20 protein-coding genes and 1 tRNA gene are annotated in these 18177 nt (G+C 63.1%); 11 read left to right on the top strand and 10 right to left on the bottom strand.

The features are described from left to right. Positions 1-2: 2 nt before the first annotated feature. The 3 genes from KI612_RS10740 to KI612_RS10730 all read right to left on the bottom strand — a co-directional run bounded on the left by KI612_RS10740 (position 3) and on the right by KI612_RS10730 (position 3842). Positions 3-1943: a transglutaminase TgpA family protein gene (locus tag KI612_RS10740; RefSeq protein ID WP_226440086.1), complete on the bottom strand. Its 1941-nt coding sequence runs from the start codon at positions 1941-1943 to the stop codon at positions 3-5. Then, positions 1940-2437: a DUF58 domain-containing protein gene (locus KI612_RS10735; protein ID WP_226440085.1), complete on the bottom strand. Its 498-nt coding sequence runs from the start codon at positions 2435-2437 to the stop codon at positions 1940-1942. The genes KI612_RS10740 and KI612_RS10735 overlap by 4 nt, the downstream gene beginning before the upstream one ends. 460 nt (positions 2438-2897) lie before the next feature. Beyond that, a complete protein-coding gene (locus KI612_RS10730; protein ID WP_226440084.1) occupies positions 2898-3842 on the bottom strand; it encodes an AAA family ATPase in 945 nt (314 codons plus the stop codon). Positions 3843-3979: 137 nt separating this feature from the next. Here KI612_RS10730 and KI612_RS10725 point away from each other — a divergent pair, with 137 nt between their 5' ends. The 4 genes from KI612_RS10725 (at position 3980) to KI612_RS10710 (ending at position 6926) form a co-directional block, all read left to right on the top strand. Continuing rightward, positions 3980-4906, top strand: coding sequence for a histone deacetylase family protein (locus KI612_RS10725; RefSeq protein WP_226440083.1), 927 nt, complete (start codon positions 3980-3982; stop codon positions 4904-4906). Between the two features lie 112 nt (positions 4907-5018). Next, positions 5019-6239: an aspartate kinase gene (locus tag KI612_RS10720; protein WP_226440082.1), complete on the top strand. Its 1221-nt coding sequence runs from the start codon at positions 5019-5021 to the stop codon at positions 6237-6239. 58 nt (positions 6240-6297) lie between these two features. Next, a tRNA-Ser gene (locus KI612_RS10715) sits at positions 6298-6390 on the top strand. A gap of 161 nt (positions 6391-6551) precedes the next feature. Continuing rightward, positions 6552-6926 (top strand): hypothetical protein, encoded by a 375-nt coding sequence (locus KI612_RS10710; protein WP_226440081.1) that lies wholly within the window; start codon positions 6552-6554, stop codon positions 6924-6926. A gap of 78 nt (positions 6927-7004) precedes the next feature. On the opposite strand, the gene KI612_RS10705 is transcribed toward KI612_RS10710, so the two are convergent. The 3 genes from KI612_RS10705 to KI612_RS10695 form a co-directional block, all read right to left on the bottom strand. After that, the gene (locus KI612_RS10705) at positions 7005-7577 is read right to left on the bottom strand and encodes a DUF5610 domain-containing protein (RefSeq protein ID WP_226440080.1); all 573 of its coding nucleotides are present in this window, start codon (positions 7575-7577) and stop codon (positions 7005-7007) included. A 101-nt stretch (positions 7578-7678) separates the two neighbouring features. Then, entirely contained in the window at positions 7679-7966 is a 288-nt protein-coding gene (locus KI612_RS10700) for a GIY-YIG nuclease family protein (RefSeq protein WP_226440079.1), read from the bottom strand. Further along, positions 7959-8213, bottom strand: a complete 255-nt coding sequence (locus tag KI612_RS10695) for a hypothetical protein (protein ID WP_226440078.1) — start codon at positions 8211-8213, stop codon at positions 7959-7961. The genes KI612_RS10700 and KI612_RS10695 overlap by 8 nt, the downstream gene beginning before the upstream one ends. Positions 8214-8312: 99 nt before the next feature. On the opposite strand from KI612_RS10695, the gene KI612_RS10690 reads away from it, so the two are divergent. Genes KI612_RS10690 through KI612_RS10675 form a run of 4 tightly spaced genes read left to right on the top strand, consistent with a single transcriptional unit; the run spans position 8313 to position 11107 of the window. Then, the gene (locus KI612_RS10690; RefSeq protein WP_226440077.1) at positions 8313-8924 is read left to right on the top strand and encodes a 3'-5' exonuclease; all 612 of its coding nucleotides are present in this window, start codon (positions 8313-8315) and stop codon (positions 8922-8924) included. A gap of 50 nt (positions 8925-8974) precedes the next feature. Beyond that, positions 8975-9613, top strand: a complete 639-nt coding sequence (locus KI612_RS10685; protein WP_226440076.1) for a YceH family protein — start codon at positions 8975-8977, stop codon at positions 9611-9613. Between the two features lie 7 nt (positions 9614-9620). After that, complete coding sequence (locus tag KI612_RS10680; protein WP_226440075.1) at positions 9621-10691, top strand: DUF2914 domain-containing protein; 1071 nt, start codon at positions 9621-9623, stop codon at positions 10689-10691. A 41-nt stretch (positions 10692-10732) separates the two neighbouring features. Continuing rightward, positions 10733-11107 carry a hypothetical protein gene (locus KI612_RS10675; RefSeq protein WP_226440074.1) on the top strand — a complete coding sequence of 125 codons (375 nt, stop codon included), beginning with the start codon at positions 10733-10735 and terminating at the stop codon, positions 11105-11107. Positions 11108-11114: 7 nt separating this feature from the next. On the opposite strand, the gene KI612_RS10670 is transcribed toward KI612_RS10675, so the two are convergent. Further along, a complete protein-coding gene (locus KI612_RS10670) occupies positions 11115-11462 on the bottom strand; it encodes a DUF3024 domain-containing protein (protein ID WP_226440073.1) in 348 nt (115 codons plus the stop codon). Positions 11463-11584: 122 nt separating this feature from the next. Here KI612_RS10670 and KI612_RS10665 point away from each other — a divergent pair, with 122 nt between their 5' ends. From KI612_RS10665 to KI612_RS10655, 3 genes are all read left to right on the top strand, one after another. Then, a complete protein-coding gene (locus tag KI612_RS10665) occupies positions 11585-12496 on the top strand; it encodes an arginase (RefSeq protein WP_226440072.1) in 912 nt (303 codons plus the stop codon). Between the two features lie 3 nt (positions 12497-12499). Beyond that, complete coding sequence (locus tag KI612_RS10660) at positions 12500-13504, top strand: DnaJ C-terminal domain-containing protein (RefSeq protein WP_226440071.1); 1005 nt, start codon at positions 12500-12502, stop codon at positions 13502-13504. Positions 13505-13652: 148 nt separating this feature from the next. Beyond that, the gene (locus KI612_RS10655; protein ID WP_226440070.1) at positions 13653-14210 is read left to right on the top strand and encodes a flavodoxin; all 558 of its coding nucleotides are present in this window, start codon (positions 13653-13655) and stop codon (positions 14208-14210) included. Between the two features lie 30 nt (positions 14211-14240). On the opposite strand, the gene KI612_RS10650 is transcribed toward KI612_RS10655, so the two are convergent. The 3 genes from KI612_RS10650 to gcvH form a co-directional block, all read right to left on the bottom strand. Then, on the bottom strand, positions 14241-14798 hold the full coding sequence (locus tag KI612_RS10650; RefSeq protein ID WP_226440069.1) for a DUF2946 family protein: 558 nt from the start codon (positions 14796-14798) through the stop codon (positions 14241-14243). Next, the gene (gcvP, locus tag KI612_RS10645; RefSeq protein ID WP_226440068.1) at positions 14798-17674 is read right to left on the bottom strand and encodes an aminomethyl-transferring glycine dehydrogenase; all 2877 of its coding nucleotides are present in this window, start codon (positions 17672-17674) and stop codon (positions 14798-14800) included. The genes KI612_RS10650 and gcvP overlap by 1 nt, the downstream gene beginning before the upstream one ends. 102 nt (positions 17675-17776) lie before the next feature. Further along, complete coding sequence (gene gcvH, locus KI612_RS10640) at positions 17777-18157, bottom strand: glycine cleavage system protein GcvH (RefSeq protein ID WP_226440067.1); 381 nt, start codon at positions 18155-18157, stop codon at positions 17777-17779. Positions 18158-18177: the final 20 nt, after the last annotated feature.

Here is an 18177-nt window from a genome sequence, read left to right as displayed (position 1 = left end):
CATCAAGGCAGGCGTGCCACGGCGGCACGCAGTGTTTTCAGATTGTCGCTTGCGCCGGCATAGCGGGTTTGCAGATAGGCTTCGACGACGCGGTCGAAGGCCTCGCCAAGCGCCGGTTGTTCAAGGTGAACGCGTCGGGCTATCGCCAGCGGGGTCTCCCAGGGCGCCCAGTTTACTTGCCTTCGCGCCAGATGTCGCAAGGCTTTATGCCAAAGACGCATGGCCGGGTCGCGCTCCGGCCGGTTGTACATGGTCCAGGCGGTCAATACCGCCAGCGCCAGGCTGCAGCCGGCAGCGAGCAGGATGGCGAGATTCTGCCAGCCGGTATCGGACAGGCCGAGGCGCGACAGCAGTTCGCGCTGGCTCTGGGCGTCGTAGCCGAGAATCTGCTGGTTCCAGGCATTGTTCAGCGCCTCCCAGCGGTAACGCAGGTTACGCAGCATGTCCGAGCGCAGCTGCAAGACGGCCGGCAAGGGTTCGCCGGCGGCCAGCACATCGCCGATGCCGTTCTCGAGTCGCGCCGGCGCGACGACAGCCGTCGGATCGACGCGCACCCAGCCGCGCCCGTCCAGCCAGACCTCGGCCCAGGCGTGCGCATCGGACTGACGAATGACCAGATAGCCGTCGAGCGGGTTCTTTTCGCCGCCCTGATAACCGCCAACAACACGGGCCGGTATGCCGGCGCTGCGCATCAGGACAACGAAGGCTGCAGCATAGTGTTCGCAGAAACCGCGCTTGCTCCGGAACAGGAAGTCGTCGATGCCGTTGCGGCCGAGCAGTGGCGGCTGCAGGGTGTAGGCAAAGTCGCGCCCGGCAAACAGGGTCAGTGCCTGATTGACGATGGCAGCTGGCGTTTTGCCGCTGTTTCGCCAGTCGACCGCCAGGGCCCGCGTTTGCGGATTGAGGCCGGGCGGCAGCGCCCGGTTGCGCTCGAGAACGGCGGTGCTTTCGCGGACATTGAAGCGGAAATCGAGGCTGGCGGCGAAACGGAAGCGCTGGCGCTGACTGATCGGCTGTCGCGCATGGGCGGTCAAGCGGCCATTCAGGGCGGTTTCCGGCGGCAATCCGGTCGGCGCATCCAGGGTCAGCAGCCAGCGTTGTTCGCTCGCTTCCAGCGTGGTTTCGTAGGTGATTGGCAGCGACAGGGCTTCGATTTGTTCGGCGGCCAGGCGGCCGGGCGACTGTCGCCAGGTCTGGCCATCGAAGTTTTCCATGACCGGGCCGCGCCAGTAGAGTTTGTCGCGGGCCGGCAGCGGACCATCGAAGCGCACGCGAAACGCGATTTCGCCGCTTTGCACCAGTTGCGCGATGCTGCCCGGTGCCATTTGCTCCGACAGCCCGGTCTTGCCGGCGTGGGCGTCCTGCGGCAGGCCCCAGAGCGGGCCGCTGATGCGCGGGAAAAGCAGGTAAAGCAGCAACATGAAGGGCAGGGCCTGCGCGACGAGGCTGGCGGCATAACGCAGCGTTGCCCGCAATGGGCTGGCCGGGCCGCCGTGCAGACGAATCAGGGCGGCAGTGATCAGCCACAGCGCGCCAAGCAGCCAGAGTCCGGTGGTAATGCCCTGCGCGTAAAAATAATGCGTGAGCAGCAGGAAGAAGCCGAGGGTGACGATCACCATCGCATCGCGCCGGCTTTTCAATTCGAGCAATTTCATCGCCATGAACATGACCAGCATGGCGACGCCGGCATCGCGCCCGAACAGCGAGTGGAACTCGAGCAGAATTCCGGTGCAACCGAGAACGACCAGCAAAAACAGCAGCCAGCGTCCGGGCAGGCGCCGGTCACCCTGCCACAGCCAGGCGCCCCAGAGCAGGATCAGGCCGGCAAAACTGCTCAGCCAGAGTGGCTGGTGCAGGAAATGCGGTGCAGTGGTGATCGCGGCGACGCCGAACAGCCAGGGCGTGGCTGCGTGATCAAGGGCTTCACGGGCGGCGGTGCTCATGCCGGAAACAATGCCAGGGTTTCGAGGCAATGGCGGCGGTGCGCCTCGCCGCTGCCCGGCGGAATATTCTGGCCGGGCATCGCCAGGCTGTAACGGCAGCCTGCATCGGCGGCGCTGATTACCCAGCCGGTGAGCAAAGACAAACGTTCTTCGCTGGATGCCATGCCCGCGGTCGACGCCCAGTCAAGCTGCAATTCGGTTTCGGCACCGCCGGCGAATTGCTTGACCAGCAAACCCTGGTCGCCGTTTTGCCGGGCGCTGGCCTTCCAGGCGACATGGCGCGGCGAGTCGGCTGGCTGGCGCTCCCTGAACCCGGCGAAATCCTCCTCGCCTCCTTCGCCACTGCGGGCGCCGCCCTGTGCGGTCGGTCGGGGCGGGGGCAGGGCGGAGAACAACGGTTGCGGATAAACCAGGCAGCGCATGGCCGGCTGCAGGTAACTCCAGGCGACGAACAGGCCGAGCGGATAGACGGTCGACAGGCGAATCCGGGGCAATTCCAGCCAGCCACGCTGGCGGGCGAGCAGCGGGATGCTGATTTTCGTGCTCGCCAGGCGGTCGACCGCTGCAGGAACCGTTTTTTTCGCCGGCGATGCCGAGTTCCAGTGCCTGGCGTGGCTGCTTTCTGTCGTTGTCCAGGGTCAGCGTGAAATGCGCTGTCTCGCCGGCAAAAACAGCCTCGCTGCGCCCTGGCGTGACGAGCAGTCCATGCAGGTTGCGAAAGGTGTGCACCATGCCGGCCATGCCCAGGCCGGCGAGCAGGAAGACGAGCGCATGGCCGAGCGCCAGGTTGTAGTTGATGGCGCCGATCAGCATGACGAGCAGGGCCGTGGCAAAGAGCAGGCCGGCGCCGGTCGGGACGATGAAAATTCGCCGCTGACCCAGCCGGAAGCGCGTCGTGCCGTCGCTCTGCCAGCGGAACAGGCGCTGTTTCAGGGAGGAAACGAGGCCCACGAATTAAGGGATGGCAACCGAGCGAAGCAGGGCTGCAATGTCTTCGGCGCCAGCCTGGCCGCCTTGCGCCAGGAGCAGGCGATGTCGTGCGATGGCAGGGAATACGGCCTGCACATCGTCGGGCAGGACCATTGCCCGTCCGGCCAGCCAGGCCCAGGCGCGGGCGGCGGCGAGCAGGGCGAGGCCGGCGCGCGGTGACAGGCCATGGCGAAAATCGGGACTCAGCCGGCTGGCTTCAAGCAGTGCCTGCACGTATTCGATGAGCGGTCCGGCGGCATGGATGGCGGCAACTTCCTGCTGCAGGGCCGGCAGGTCTGCGGCATTGAGCAAGGCCGGCAATTGCTCGGCTTTTTGCCGTTGACCGCCGGCCGCGAGCAAGGCGCGCTCGGCCATCCGGTCCGGGTAACCGAGTTCGATGCGCATCAGGAAACGGTCGAGCTGCGATTCGGGCAGTGGAAAGGTGCCGATCTGGTGTGCCGGGTTTTGGGTGGCGATGACGAAGAACGGGGTTGGCAGCGGACGGGTCTGGCCTTCGGCCGTCACCTGGCCCTCTTCCATCGCCTCGAGCAAGGCGCTCTGGGTTTTCGGTGTGGCGCGGTTGATCTCGTCGGCGAGCAGCAATTGGGCAAAGATCGGCCCGGGCAGGAAGCGGAATTCGCCTTTCTCCCGCTCATAAATGGAGACGCCGGTAATGTCGGCAGGTAGCAGGTCGCTGGTGAACTGGATGCGGGCGAAATCGAGGCCGAGCAGGTGGGCCAGGGCGTGCGCCAGCGTTGTCTTGCCCATGCCGGGCATATCCTCGATCAGCAAGTGGCCGCCGGCGAGCAGGCAGGCCACCGCCGTGCGGATTTCCTTCTCCTTGCCGAGAATGATTTTTCCCGTTTCGGCAAGAACGTTCTCCAGCGCCCGTCGCCGGTCGCCTGATGAAGCCTGGTTTGCTGCCTGCATGCTGATTTATCCGAAAATTATTCCAGCCAATTCTAATGCTTGAAGCGGCGCAATGATTGGGACCATAATGGAATCTCGACGTGCGCCTTCGGTGGCGGGCGGTTCGAAGAGACGAAGAGACGAAAGAGAACAAAAAAGTGACAACCACTGCTTTCATTACCCATCGCGACTGCCAGTTGCACGACATGGGGTCGCATCACCCGGAATGCCCGCAACGTCTGACGGCCATCAATGATCACCTGATTGCGCAAGGGATCGATGCCTATTTTGTTTATTACGATGCCCCGCTGGCGACCTTCGAACAACTGCTGCGCGTCCATCCGGCATCGCACCTCGAGCGCATCAAGCGTGCTTCACCCGAGCATGGCGTCGTCCATCTTGATCCGGATACCGCCATGAATCCGCATACCTGGCAGGCTGCCTTGCGGGCCGCCGGCGCCGGTTGCCTGGCGGTCGACCTCGTCATGCGGAAAGAAATCCAGAACGCCTTCTGTGCCGTGCGTCCGCCCGGCCACCATTGCGAAAAATCGACCCCGATGGGCTTCTGCTTCTTCAACAACATCGGTGTTGCCGCCCGTCACGCCATCAAGGCCCATGGCCTGGAGCGTGTGGCGATCATCGACTTCGACGTGCACCATGGCAACGGCACCGAAGACTGTTTCGCCGGTGACGAGCAGGTGCTGATGTGCAGTATCTTCCAGCATCCTTTCTATCCGTATAGCGGTACTGACAAGCCGGCCGCCAACATGTGCAATGTGCCGCTTGCCGCCGGTTGCGGTGGCGAAGAGTTCCGCGATGCCGTCACCCAGGTCTGGATGCCGCGTCTGCGCGAGTTCAATCCGCAGATGATCCTGATCTCGGCTGGCTTCGACGGGCATTACGAAGACGATATGGGTGGCCTGAAGCTGGTTGAAAAGGATTTTGCCTGGTGTACCGATCAGCTGATGAAGCTGGCGGCCGAAATTTGCGACAAGCGCATTGTCTCGATGCTCGAAGGCGGTTACGTGATGACCTCGCTGGCGCGCAGCGTCGGGGCGCATCTGCGAACCTTGGCCGATCTCTAGATATCAGTCGGGCGACGGCAATCACCGTCGCTGATTTCCTTCGGAAAAAGAACAGGGTGGGGTAAAATCCCGCCCTCTTTTTCATGTTTCCAACGTTTAACCGGATGAATCCATGGCGTTGATTGTTCAAAAATACGGCGGCACGTCGGTCGGTAATCCCGAGCGCATCAAGAATGTCGCCAAGCGGGTGGCGAAGTTCCACGCGCAAGGTCACCAGGTTGTGGTGGTCGTTTCCGCAATGAGCGGCGAAACCAACAAGCTGATTGCGCTGGCCAAGGAAGTTCAGGCCAGCCCGGATCCGCGCGAGCTCGACCAGATCTGCTCCACCGGCGAGCAGGTCACCATCGGTCTGCTCTCGATGGCGCTGATGAATATCGGCATCCCGGCGCGCAGCTACACTGGCGGCCAGGTCAAGGTCCTGACCGACAGCACCTTCACCAAGGCGCGCATCCTGTCGATTGACGAGACCAACATGCGGCGCGATCTCGATGCCGGCAAGGTGGTTGTCGTGGCCGGCTTCCAGGGTGTCGATGAGTTCGGCAACATCACCACGCTCGGTCGTGGCGGTTCCGATACCTCCGGCGTCGCGCTTGCTGCTGCGCTGAAGGCAGACGAATGCCAGATCTACACCGACGTCGATGGCGTCTACACCACCGACCCGCGCGTCGTGCCGGAAGCCAAGAAGCTCGACACCATCACCTTCGAAGAGATGCTGGAAATGGCCAGCCTCGGCTCCAAGGTGCTGCAGATCCGCTCGGTCGAATTCGCCGGCAAGTACAAGGTCAAACTGCGCGTTCTTTCCAGCTTCCAGGACGAAGGGGAAGGCACGCTGATCACTGTTGAGGAAGACAAGAAAATGGAACAACCGATCATCTCCGGGATCGCCTTCAATCGCGACGAAGCCAAGCTGACCGTGCTCGGCGTGCCGGATACCCCGGGTATTGCCTACCAGATCCTGGGCTCCATCGCCGACGCCAACATCGACGTTGACATGATCATCCAGAACGTTGGTCGCGACGGCACCACCGACTTTTCCTTCACGGTCAACCGCGGCGATTTCGCCAAGACCAAGGAAATCCTCGAAGGCGTCAAGACCCGTCTGGGCGCTCGCGAAGTCACCGGCGACAACAAGATCTGCAAGGTCTCGGCGGTCGGCGTCGGCATGCGCTCGCACCCGGGTGTCGCCTCGAAGATGTTCAAGGCGCTGGCCGACGAAGGCATCAACATCCAGATGATCTCGACCTCCGAGATCAAGATTTCCGTCGTGCTCGACGAGAAGTACCTGGAGCTGGCCGTTCGCGTCCTGCACCGCACCTTCGGTCTGGACCAGTAAAAGTTTGACCAAAGGGCGCGGAGGCTATATCATCCGCGCCTCGTTGAAGTCTGGATCCGGAGACGTGGCCGAGAGGTCGAAGGCACTCCCCTGCTAAGGGAGCATGCGGGCAAAACCTGCATCGAGGGTTCGAATCCCTCCGTCTCCGCCAGCAACATCGAAAACATGCGCCCTCCGGGGCGTTTTGTTTTTCCAGTGGCAAAAAGTTCATCGGCATGGAATGACCTGGCGACAAGCGATAGAGCTGCCGGTCGATATGATGCTCTGGTCAGTCTGGATTAACTCACGTGTTAGCTGTCAGCAAGATTGCTCATGGATCACCTCAAATTCAATTTTGACGACCGTCCCTACCTGTTGTGGCTTGTCGGATGGCGTGCCCTGCTGGCGCTGATTGCGCTCTACACGGTGCTGGAAAAAACGTTCCTGACTGCGTTCATGTCGCTCGGGATGCTTGGCGTGCTATTAATGCTTGGTGAAGCCGCCTACAGGAGCAAGATTCACTACGAGCAGGAAAAGCTGCGACAACAGAAGGAAAAGGAGTTCCGCGAGCGACGGGCGGAAGAAGCCAGGCTGCGCTATGAGCAACAGAAGCTGGAAGGCAAGCGCGGCTTGATGTCGCTTGATGATGATGCCAGGCTCGAAGAAGAGGAGGGGGGAGCAAATAATCCTCCGGCAGAGACGACCTGATCAGGTCGGGTTGCCGCAAAACAAAAAGCACCCGCGCGGGTGCTTTTTGTTTTCATGGGTCCGGGTTGGCGGCTGGTTTCAGGCCGTCTTCGTGGTTTCGCTTGCCGTACCCAGTTTGCTGGCGAGAAAGTCGTCGTAACCCTGGTTGACCAGATCGAAGGTCCGCATGATGCCGCTTTCGATATCGCCACTGAAGACCTGCAAGCCTTGCAGGATGTCTTTTGCCTCGTTGAAGCCTTTTTCGAAACCGCCGCGGATCAGGTTGACGAAATTGGTGGCCAGCTGCTCCGGGTCGTCACCGGGGTGTTGGGCGGCGTAACTGTCGTAAAAGGCGGTAGACAGCGAGACGATACGTGCGGCGGTCGCTTCGGCTGAATTGTCTTCACTCATCTTGCCCTGGATGGCATCGGTGCCAAGTGTGGGGGCGAGATATTCGTTGATCCGGTCGATCGCGCTGCGAAAGAGCAGGGCTTGCGACTGTTCGCCGGTCTTGAGCGATACCGCGGCGGATGCTTCGAGAATCTGCACGTTCATTTCATCGCGCAGGCTGATCTGGGTTTCCGATGCGGAGCGGGTTCTGCTTTGTGCCAACTCGGCATTTTGCGTCGTGGAGCGTTGCGCGACCTGAGTGGTGGCTGATGTATCGGTCATGCTGACCTCCGTGGTTTTGAGCATCAAGCGGAAATTGCGTCCGTTGCCGGGGCAAAGCCCCTTGTACTCAGTCTAGGCCATGGCGGGCAAAGGGCCAGCGGCTATTTTTCCGGCACCTGCAATTCAGTCTGCTTGGCCAGCGTGGTGGCATGGTGCCGTTTTTCCTGAGGGCTCAATTGCTTGATCCTGTATTCGGCTTTCGAGGCGCTGGAGCGGTCCGGGTGCTGCTCATGCCCGAGCAGGCGTAGCGGCGGGTGCGAGCGTGTATAGCGGGCGCCGGTGCCCTGGCAATGGGCCGCGTAGCGGGCGGCAACATCGACGGTGATGCCGGTGTAGATGCTGCCGTCGCAACATTCGATCAGATAGAGAAACCAGGGCTTCTTAGCCATCGCGGCCGACTCGGGTCAGGGCCTGGCGGATGCGCAGGACGGTCTGCTCGACCGCGGCGTGACGCGAAACCTCCAGGCCGAGGTCGCGCGCAATGGCATTGACCCTGGCGGTATTGAGCGGAATGCCGCCGCGATCAATTGCCGCGATCAGGCTTTGGGCGCGGGCAATTTCGGAAGTCGGGGCGGGGCGGACTGAAAATTTGTCTTTCAGCCAGGCAATGATGCCTTTCGGCCGGCGTGATCCCATACACTTGCTTCTTGAGAAAAAAGGCAAGGATACATTGATGGCAGTCAGAACGTTCCCGGGGCAAGGCAATTTACGGTCGACTGCCTGCAGGAGGCCAATTTGAGTGAAGTTGTATTGAGTCGCAGCGATCTGGCCGCCGCCGAATTGCCGCTCTATCCCGGTATCGGGCTTGCCAGCATCACGCTGGTCAGTTCTGCCGCGCAGGCTGAAGAGGCCCGGACGGCACTGATGGCGGCCGACGCCATCGGTTTCGATACCGAGTCCAAGCCGACTTTCCTGAAGGGCGAGGTGTCGACCGGGCCGCATCTGATCCAGCTGGCGACCGACGAGCACGCCTATCTTTTCCCCGTGGTGGGAACGCCCGCACTCGACGTGCTGAAAGCGGTGCTCGAAGCTCCCGGCGTGCTCAAGGTTGGTTTTGGCCTGGGCAACGACCGCAGCGCACTGCATACGCGCCTGAACATCGCCTTGCAGAATGTCCTCGATCTCGGCGAAGAGCTGCGCGGGCCGGGGCATCGCGGCACGGTCGGCGCCAAGGTGGCGGTGGCGCATTATTTCGGTCAGAAGCTGCAAAAGTCGAAAAAGATCGGGACCAGCAACTGGGCCAATGCACGCCTCAACGAGCGGCAGATTCTCTACGCCGCCAACGATGCGCACGTCGCGCTGCGCATTTACCGGACCTGGCGGCAAAATAACGACCTGCCGGCCTGAGGCCGATCCTGCCATCCCGATTCACTGCTCAACCCGGAACCTGCAAACGTATGTCGCTTTCCCTTCCCGAACTGTCCCTCGTCGAAACCCGCGTTCTCGCTACCCTGGTCGAGAAGCAACGCACCGTACCCGATACCTATCCGCTCTCGATCAATGCGCTGGCCGCCGGTTGCAACCAGAAGACCAGCCGCAACCCGGTGCTTGAGCTGGGGGAGCCGGAGATCCTGCAGGCCATCGATAGCCTCAAGGATCTCGGTCTGGTCAGCGAAGTCAGCGGCAGTCGGGTGGCGCGTTTCGCGCACAACCTGGAAAAGCAGCTTGGTGTGCCGAGCCAGGCATCGGCTTTGCTCACCGTGCTGATGCTGCGCGGCCCGCAGACGGCCGGCGAGTTGCGCCTGAACTGCGAGCGCCTGCACAAATTTGCCGATATTTCTTCGGTCGAGGCATTTCTCGAAGAACTGGCCGAGCGCGCTGACGGCGGCCTGGTGCTGCGCCTGCCTCGTCTGCCTGGCACCAGGGAAGAGCGCTGGACACACCTGCTGAGCGGCCAGCCGGCCGCGGAGAGCCTTGTGGCTGGGGTGGGCAAGGCTGCGGCCAGTGAAGAACTGGCCGACCTCAAGGCGCGGGTCGGCGCGCTAGAAGCTGAAGTTGCCGAACTGAAGGCGCTGCTCCTGGCAAACGGCGCATAACTCGCCGGTGCGTCTGCCCCTTTTCCTGCTGCGGCGTCTTTATCCGCTGGCCGCCTTTCTCGGCGGCTTTGCCTGGGATGCGCTGACCATCGGCCAGCGGGTTCGCGTGGTGGATCTCTGGCGCCTCGGCTTTTTCCTGCTTGGCGCCGGGCTGCTGGTCGTCGCCCTGGCGCGGCGCGAGGCTTTGCAAAAAGTTGCCCCCGCTGCGGCAAGCGGCTGGCGCGGGCGCCTGACTGATCTGCGCTGGCAGGCACCTTACCTGCTGCTGCAGTTCTTTTACGGCGGCATTTTTTCGGCGCTGTTCATTCTCTATTTCAAGAGTTCCGGCCATCTCGGTACCTGGCTGACGGCGGTGCTGCTTGGTGCGCTGCTGGTTCATAACGAAGTCGCCGGCAAGCGTCATGGCGAGCGTTTTACGCTGACCTGGGCATTGCTCGCGCTGAATGCCATCCTGCTTTTCAATTTTGCCTTGCCGCACACGGTGGGCAGCTTGAATTCGGCCTGGTTTTACCTGTCGACCGCTGGCGGCATTGTTCTTGTGCATGCGCTGTGGTGGTTTTCTCCCGGGCGACCGGGGCGGGTCCTGCCGGCCTGGGGGCTGGCCGCGCTGCTCCTGCTTGCCTGGCGCCTCGACATGATCGCGCCGGTGCCACTGGTTGAACAGGATATTGCCGTTGGCCACGACTTTGTCCAGGCGCCGGGGCGCTATGCCTTGCGCCTGGAGCGGGCGCCGGTCTGGCAGTTCTGGCGGCATCAGTCACAGACGGTCCACGTGCCGGATGGTGGCAAATTGTATGGCGTCTCGGCGGTGTTCGCGCCCAAGGGGGTGACGGCAGCCCTGGAGCACCGCTGGGAGGTACGCGAAGCCAATGGCTGGCGCCTCGCCTACCGCAACCGCTTTCAGACCACTGGCGGACGCGAGCGCGGCTTTCGCGGCTATTCCTGGGTGCGCAATCCGCCGCCCGGCGAGTGGCGTTTTGTCGTGGCGACGCAGGATGGGCGTACCGTCAGTATCCTGCCGATCACCGTGGTGCGCGGTGAGGTGCCGGCCGAGCAACTTTCACTTCGCGAATTTTGAGTGTTTGGCCGTACGCCAAGCCTGAGGAAGCAAGACAATCAATGAACCGGCAAAAATCTCCCCCTGCCGCTGTAACCGACCGGGGCGTGCGTGTCGCGCTGATCTTCGCGCTGGCGGCAGAACGCCTGGCAGCTTATTACGAGCACGGGCAATGGCTGACCGAGGGGCAGGGCGCCTCGCTGGCGGCCGACTGGCTGAGTCGCTCAAAACTCAATCTGCCGCTGGCCGAACGGCGGCATTTGTCCGACCGGAGCGATCAGCTGGCGCGCCAGGTTGCCGCGACGCTGTCGCGTGAGGCCGGGCTGTACACGGCGCATGAAATGATGGAGTCGCTTGATCCGAACTATCACTCCGAGATCGCGCAGTCGCTGCTCGACGAGTGCGATCGCCTGCTCGGCGATGCGGCTCCGCTTTGATGGCTGTTCAGCCCCAGAAGGCGCCGGTTTGATCCGTGTCGAGCAGGCTGATCAGCTTTTCCAGGTCGCGCTCCGGTTTGGCCGGATAGGGCAGCCACGTTTCGTGCGGGCCGAAATGCGGGCGGAACAATGTCCAGGTGTTCGACGCCGGGTTGAAGCAAAAACGCGCCACCGGCAGTCGGCTCCAGCGCTCCGGGTGCTGGAAGTGCGGTCGCGATTCGACCAGTGTGACTGCATCGCCGTCGATTTCAATGTCGATGCGGACCTGCTCGGGCAGATGTGCCGGCAGCCGTTGGTTGCAATAAGCCTCGATCTTGGTTTGGGCGAGGTGCCTGATCAGTACGGGGAGTGTCATCCGCTTGCCGTGAAAAACAGTCAGGCGTGCATGCTAACGCAGTTGCCGGAATATCTCCATGGAATATCCGGCTGTGGTGCAGGCGTTGAGCTTGCAGGCCTTTCCTGTTTCAATCCCGCCTCATGACATCCAGCACCCAGAAAAAACTCTCGCATCTGCGGGTTATCGGCGCGGCCAGTGGGCTGGGCGCGCAGGACCAGGCATGCGCGGACGGGCCGCTGGCTTTCCATCATTCGCAGGCCTGGCACCAGATCGAGCGGCATCCTCTGGTTGATTGGGGGCGCACCCTGTTTGCGCCGGCGGCAGACCATCTGTCTGCGACGGCGCGCATTGCCGAGCTTTGCCAGCAGCTCGCCGACGAACTGGAACTGGCCCTGCGCGACAAGGTGTTTCCGCTTGTCATCGGTGGCGATCATTCGGTGGCAATCGGTACCTGGAGCGGCGTTGCCCGCTTTGCCGGCGCGCCGCTCGGCCTGCTCTGGATCGATGCGCATCTCGACAGTCACACGCCGGAAACCAGTTATTCCGGGGCGGTGCATGGCATGCCGCTGGCCTGCCTGCTCGGCCGTGGCGACAAGCGGCTGCTCAACATCGGTTTGTCCGGCGCGCAGGTTAGTGCCGCTCACTGCGTCGTTCTCGGGGCGCGCAGCTACGAACCCGAGGAACTCGAGTTCCTGCAGCAGCAGGGCGTACGCATCATCGACAGCGAGGAAATCCTGCAGCGCGGCTTTGCCGCCTGCCTGGAAGAGGCCGGCAAGATTGTGGCCGGTGCGCCAGCCGGTTTTGGCGTGACGCTCGATCTCGATGTGCTCGATCCGCAACTGGCGCCCGGTGTCGGTAGTCCGGAGCCGGATGGTCTGGGCGCGCGCGAAATCCGTCTGGCCCTGCGCCAACTGGCCGCGACCAGCGGTTTGCGGGCGCTGGAAATCGTCGAATACAACCCGGATCGCGACCGGGACGGGCTGACGGCGAGGCTGATCTCCGGCCTGATTGGCGAAATCCTGCCGGCGATTGCCGGACGTGGCGGAAAATAAGGCATGCGCCGCGATCCCCATGCCGTTCTCGAAGTTGCCCGTGATGCCAGCCCGGCCGAGATCAAGCGCGCCTATCGCCGTCTCGCCATGCGCTGGCACCCGGATCGCAACGAGCATCCGGAGGCGACCGAGCGCTTCAAGCTGATCCGCGCCGCCTACGACAAATTGACAGCGGTCGACCTGCCAGAAGAGGCAGAAACCGAAGATGCGGCGGCAGAGCCTGCGCCCGAAGCGGCGCCGGCCAAGGCGGCCGATATCCGGCTGAATCTCGAAGTCACGCTGGAAGAAGCGGCCGCCGGTTGCCGCAAGAGCATTCACTACGCCCGCGGCAAGGCCTGTCCGACCTGTGACGGCACTGGCGAAGCGGGAATTTCGCGGACGCGCTTTTGTGCCGCCTGCCACGGCAGTGGTCGGGTGCACGATGCCAAGCGCTCCCTGGTGCCTTGTCCCGATTGTGGCGGGCGCGGCGTGTTTTCCGAGCGCATCTGTCCGGACTGCCATGGCAGTGGCCGTGAAGTCGCCGATGTCAGCCTGGAAATCAGCGTGCCGCCCGGCATGCTGTCCGGCGATGACCTGCGTCTGAGTGGGCAGGGCGAACCGGGCGGCGACAAGCAGCGGGCTGGCGATCTTTATCTGACCCTGATCATCGCGGCGCATCCGCTTTATGAAATGCGCGGGCGCGACCTGCATTTCAGCATGCCGGTCAGTGCGATCAGCCTGCTGGCCGGCGCTGAAATCCGGGTCCCCTCGCTGGCCGGCAGCATCGCCTGCGAACTAGCTCCGGGCGCGGCGGAAAACCGCGAAGTACGGCTGTCCGGCAAGGGTTATCCGGGGCGCGGTCGCAATCCGGCAGGCGATCTCGTGATCAGTCTTGAAGTAGAGTTTCCCCGCCATCTGAACGCCCGTCAGCGCAAGTTGCTGCTGCAGGCGGATGCGGCTCTGCTGGCGGATGCAGATGAGGCGCTGCCGACGCTGGCGGCATGGCGGCGGAGCTTTCTTGCCGAATAGGAAAGTTGTGTCGCTTATCCGACATCGGCGGCGGGCTTGTCACCTGTCCTGCCAGCGGTAATCGCCGCTACGCCGCCTTCCGGCCGGCTGACGCCGCTTGGCATCATCCCTGCATCAAGCTTCCTGTCCATCGACAAGGGAGTGACACATGCACAACAAGATCGGAATGTTTTTCGGCACGGAAACCGGAACCACCCGCCTGATTGCCAAGAAAATGCAGAAGAAACTCGGCGACGAACTCTGCGACAAACCGCTCAACGTCAATCGTATCGGCCTCGCCGAGATGCTTGCGTACGACGCGCTCATCCTCGGTACGCCCAGTTATGGCGTGGGCGAGATTCCGGGCAAGAGCGCCGGCTGTTTCGAGCCGAACTGGGAGGAGTTCTTGGCGCAGCTGACGGAAACGCCGGACTTTCGCGGCAAGCGCATCGCATTTTTCGGTCTCGGCGCGCAGGAGCGCTATGCCGACCGTTTCGCCAGTTCCTTGCTGGCACTGGTCGAAAAATTCCGTGGCTGGGGAGCCGAGATCGTCGGCGAGTGGCCGGCTGACGGTTATGTCTTCGAGCACTCCGCGGCGCTGGTTGACGGCCGTTTTGTCGGCCTGATCATCGACCAGCGTACGCAGGGCATGCTGACCGATGAACGCATCGAGCGCTGGCTGGCGCAGGTCGGGCCGTTGCTGCGGGAAAAGCTGGCGGTTAGCTGACTGTTCGGTCGTGCCGGTCGACGCCTGGATTCAGCGATTTTCCGGGGTTGCGGCGGCGGGCTGCGCCACGAATTTGTAGCGTTTTGCCAGGTCGACCGCTGCGCTGGCTTGCAGTGGCAGTTCATGCCAATGGATGCTTGCCGGTCGACCGCTCATCAAAGCCAGAAATGCCTCTTCGCCGGCCGGCCCGCCTTCGGCCTCGCAGCATTCGGCAAGAAAGCCGGCCAGTTCGCGGTCGTCGAGCAGGCCGATGCCAAGTTCGGTTTCCAGCAGGATATTGCCGTCGGCATCGAGAAAAACCGCCAGCACCGCACCGGCCGGCTGGCCGGTGTGGCTGACGAAGGCATCGCCTTCGCGGCGGAAAACCCATGGTGTGTAGGCCAGGGTGACAAAAACGCGTTGCGGCCCGTTCTGCAGGAACCAGCGGCCCGTCTCGTCACAACCGTACTGCCGGTTGATGAACTCGATCAGGCCGCGGTGCGTGACGCGCTCGCCCTGCAATCGCCAGTCGCCCCGCCGGTCGAGCGACAACCAGTCGTAACAGGCGGGGACGTCAGGCCATTTGGCGATGGCAGAGAGATCAACCATCAGTCGGCGTAGGCGTCCATGCTCGGGCAGCCGCAATTGAGATTGCGGTCGCCAAACACGTCGTCGATGCGATTGACGCTCGGCCAGAACTTGTTGGCGGCGACCCAGGGCAGCGGGAAGACGGCCTGCTGGCGGCTGTACGGGCGATCCCAGTCGGCGATGATGTCGGCCTGGGTGTGCGGCGCATGCTTGAGTGGGTTGTTGTCGGCCGGCCAGCTGCCGTTCTCGATCTGGCGGATTTCCTCACGAATGCTGATCATCGCGGCAATGAAACGATCCAGCTCGGCCTGCGACTCCGATTCGGTCGGTTCGACCATGATCGTGCCGGCGACCGGGAAGGACACCGTCGGTGCGTGGAAGCCGTAGTCCATCAGGCGCTTGGCGATGTCGATCTCGGCGATGCCGGTGGCGGCCTTGAGCGGACGGATGTCGAGGATGCACTCGTGCGCAACGCGGCCGTTCTTGCCGGTGTAGAGCACCGGGTAATGGGCGTTGAGCTTCTGCGCGACGTAGTTGGCGTTGAGGATGGCGAATTGCGTTGCCTTCTTGACGCCGGCGCCGCCCAGCATGGCGAGGTACATCCAGGAAATCGGCAGGATAGAGGCGGAGCCGAAGGGGGCGGCGGAAACCGCCCCCTGACCGGCATTGACGCGCTCGGCGCTGCCCGTTGCTGCAACCGCGTGATCGGCCATGAACGGCGCCAGATGCGCCTTCAGACCGATCGGGCCCATGCCCGGTCCGCCGCCGCCATGCGGGATGGCGAAGGTCTTGTGCAGGTTCATGTGGCTGACGTCGGCGCCGATGTAGCCGGGCGAGGTCAGGCCGACCTGGGCGTTGAGGTTGGCGCCGTCCATGTACACCTGGCCGCCGTTGGCATGCACGATGGCGCAGATGTCCATGACCGCCTCTTCGAAGACGCCGTGCGTGGACGGATAGGTCAGCATCAGGCAGCCAAGGTTGGCGGCGTGCAATTCGGCCTTGTTTTTCAGGTCGACCGTATCGACGTTGCCATTCTCGTCACAGTCGACGACGACGACCTGCATGCCGGCCATCTGGGCAGTGGCCGGGTTGGTGCCGTGCGCCGATTTCGGGATCAGGCAGATCGTGCGGTGGGCATCGCCGCGGCTGGCGTGGTAGCGGCGAATCGCGACCAGGCCGGCATATTCACCCTGCGCGCCGGAGTTCGGCTGCATGCAGATGGCGTCGAAACCGGTCACCGTCTTCAGCCATTCGGTCAGGCTGCCGATCATTTCGAGGTAGCCGGCGGCCTGGTCGCGCGGCGCGAACGGGTGCAGGTTGGCGAATTCGGGCCAGGTGACCGGGATCATCTCGCTGGTCGCGTTCAGCTTCATGGTGCAGGAGCCGAGCGAAATCATCGAGTGATCAAGCGCCAGATCCTTGTTCTGCAGCGACTTCAGGTAGCGCAGCATCTCGTGCTCGGTGTGATGCGTGTTGAACACCGGGTGCGTCAGCACGGCGTCGCTGCGCAGCAGCGACGGGTTGGCGGCGGCAACTTGTGCATCGATCGCTGCCATGTCGAGCGTGACCTGGGCGATCACCTTGAACAGCGCGGCCACATCGTGGCGGGTGGTCGTCTCGTCGAAGGAAATGCCGAGTACGCCGGCCGAGGCGCGGCGCAGGTTGTAGCCGGCGGCGAGGGCTTCGAGATAGACGATTTCGGCACGCGCGCCGAGATCAATGTGCAGGGTGTCGAAGAAGGTGTGGGTCAGCACGGCGACGCCGGCACGCTTGAGGCCTTCGGCGAGGATCCCGGTCAGGCGGTGGATGCGGCCGGCGATCGTGCGCAGGCCTTGCGGGCCGTGATAGACGGCGTACATGCCGGCCATGTTGGCGAGCAGCACCTGCGAGGTGCAGATATTGGAATTGGCCTTTTCGCGGCGGATGTGCTGTTCGCGCGTCTGCAGCGCCATGCGCAGAGCGGTGTTGCCGCGCGCATCCTTGGAGACGCCGATGATGCGCCCCGGCATCGAGCGCACGAAGGCTTCCTTGGTAGCGAAGAAGGCGGCGTGCGGGCCGCCGAAGCCCATCGGGATGCCGAAGCGCTGGCTGGAGCCGAGTGCGATGTCGGCGCCCATGGCGCCCGGCGACTTGAGCAGGACCAATGCCATCAGGTCGGTGGCGACGGCGACGGTGGCGCCCTTGGCCTTGAGGCTGGCGATGGGGGCGCTCAGGTCGCTGACATCGCCGCGATCATTCGGGTACTGGAGCAAGGCGCCGAAGAATTCTTCGTCTTTTACACTGTCGACCGCTGCGATCACCAGTTCGAAGCCGAAATAGCCGGCACGGGTACGGATCACGTCGATGGTCTGCGGGAAGCAGGCGCTATCGACCAGGAAACGGTTCGATTTCGACTTGGAAACGCGGCGCGCCATGGTCATGGCTTCGGCGGCGGCGGTGGCTTCGTCAAGCAGCGACGCATTCGCGATTTCCATGCCGGTCAGGTCAATGATGACCTGCTGGAAATTGAGCAGCGCTTCCAGGCGGCCCTGGGCGATTTCGGCCTGGTAGGGCGTGTAAGCGGTGTACCAGCCCGGATTTTCCAGCACGTTGCGCAGGATGACCTTGGGCGTCAGTGTGTCGTAATAGCCCATGCCGATGCAGGACTTGTTGATCTTGTTCTTGCCGGCAATCGCCTTGAGGTCGGCCAGCGCTTCGTGTTCGCGGCGTGGTGCGGGCAGCGGCAGATCGGCCGGCAGGCGGATGGCGGCCGGGACGGTCTGGTCGATAAGCTGTTCGACGCTGGCGGCACCGATCGCGGCGAGCATGGCGGTCGTTTCGGCGGTGCAGGGGCCGATGTGGCGGGAGATGAACTCGTCGCTCTGCTCAAGCGCAGAAAGGGGGAGATTCAGCGGCATGGGAATCCTTGGTAATGAAGGTGCGGCCTGGCAGAACGGCGGCCGGGCAAGGCAGACGGCCGGAGCAGCCACGCGGCCGCTCCGGCTGGCAAAAATACCGATTTAGCCGGCGATGGCCTGGTAGCCGGCAGCGTCGAGCAGCTTGTCGAGATCGGCGACATTGGCCGGCTTCATCTTGAACAGCCAGGCGGCGTAGGCATCCTGGTTGACCGATTCCGGTGCATCGACCACGGCCTGATTGACTTCGACGACTTCGCCGGCGATCGGTGCGTACACATCGGCAGCGGCCTTGACCGATTCGACGACGGCGATTTCCTTCTCGGCTTCGAAGGTGGCGCCGACTTCCGGCAGTTCGACGAACACGAGGTCGCCGAGGGCTTCCTGCGCGTGGTCGGTGATACCGATGGTGACGGTACCGTCAGCGTTGAGCAGGACCCATTCGTGGGAAGCGGCGTACTTGAGGGTGGCGGGAACGTTCGACATGGTTTTCTCCTGAATGGGTG

Source organism: Quatrionicoccus australiensis (genome assembly GCF_020510525.1).
In the GTDB taxonomy this organism is placed as follows: domain Bacteria; phylum Pseudomonadota; class Gammaproteobacteria; order Burkholderiales; family Rhodocyclaceae; genus Azonexus; species Azonexus australiensis_B.
Note: the sequence above shows the minus strand (reverse complement) of the source record. Positions and strands in the feature narration are given on the sequence as shown.

Bases quoted from the DNA above. Each gene is read 5' to 3' on its own strand.
- KI612_RS10740 (WP_226440086.1), bottom strand. From the start codon at position 1,943: ATGAGCACCGCCGCCCGTGAAGCCCTTGATCACGCAGCCACGCCCTGG.
- KI612_RS10730 (WP_226440084.1), bottom strand. From the start codon at position 3,842: ATGCAGGCAGCAAACCAGGCTTCATCAGGCGACCGGCGACGGGCGCTG.
- KI612_RS10720 (WP_226440082.1), top strand. From the start codon at position 5,019: ATGGCGTTGATTGTTCAAAAATACGGCGGCACGTCGGTCGGTAATCCC.
- KI612_RS10710 (WP_226440081.1), top strand. From the start codon at position 6,552: ATGGATCACCTCAAATTCAATTTTGACGACCGTCCCTACCTGTTGTGG.
- KI612_RS10705 (WP_226440080.1), bottom strand. From the start codon at position 7,577: ATGACCGATACATCAGCCACCACTCAGGTCGCGCAACGCTCCACGACG.
- KI612_RS10700 (WP_226440079.1), bottom strand. From the start codon at position 7,966: ATGGCTAAGAAGCCCTGGTTTCTCTATCTGATCGAATGTTGCGACGGC.
- KI612_RS10695 (WP_226440078.1), bottom strand. From the start codon at position 8,213: ATGGGATCACGCCGGCCGAAAGGCATCATTGCCTGGCTGAAAGACAAA.
- KI612_RS10685 (WP_226440076.1), top strand. From the start codon at position 8,975: ATGTCGCTTTCCCTTCCCGAACTGTCCCTCGTCGAAACCCGCGTTCTC.
- KI612_RS10675 (WP_226440074.1), top strand. From the start codon at position 10,733: ATGAACCGGCAAAAATCTCCCCCTGCCGCTGTAACCGACCGGGGCGTG.
- KI612_RS10670 (WP_226440073.1), bottom strand. From the start codon at position 11,462: ATGACACTCCCCGTACTGATCAGGCACCTCGCCCAAACCAAGATCGAG.
- KI612_RS10665 (WP_226440072.1), top strand. From the start codon at position 11,585: ATGACATCCAGCACCCAGAAAAAACTCTCGCATCTGCGGGTTATCGGC.
- KI612_RS10660 (WP_226440071.1), top strand. From the start codon at position 12,500: ATGCGCCGCGATCCCCATGCCGTTCTCGAAGTTGCCCGTGATGCCAGC.
- KI612_RS10655 (WP_226440070.1), top strand. From the start codon at position 13,653: ATGCACAACAAGATCGGAATGTTTTTCGGCACGGAAACCGGAACCACC.
- KI612_RS10650 (WP_226440069.1), bottom strand. From the start codon at position 14,798: ATGGTTGATCTCTCTGCCATCGCCAAATGGCCTGACGTCCCCGCCTGT.
- gcvP (WP_226440068.1), bottom strand. From the start codon at position 17,674: ATGCCGCTGAATCTCCCCCTTTCTGCGCTTGAGCAGAGCGACGAGTTC.
- gcvH (WP_226440067.1), bottom strand. From the start codon at position 18,157: ATGTCGAACGTTCCCGCCACCCTCAAGTACGCCGCTTCCCACGAATGG.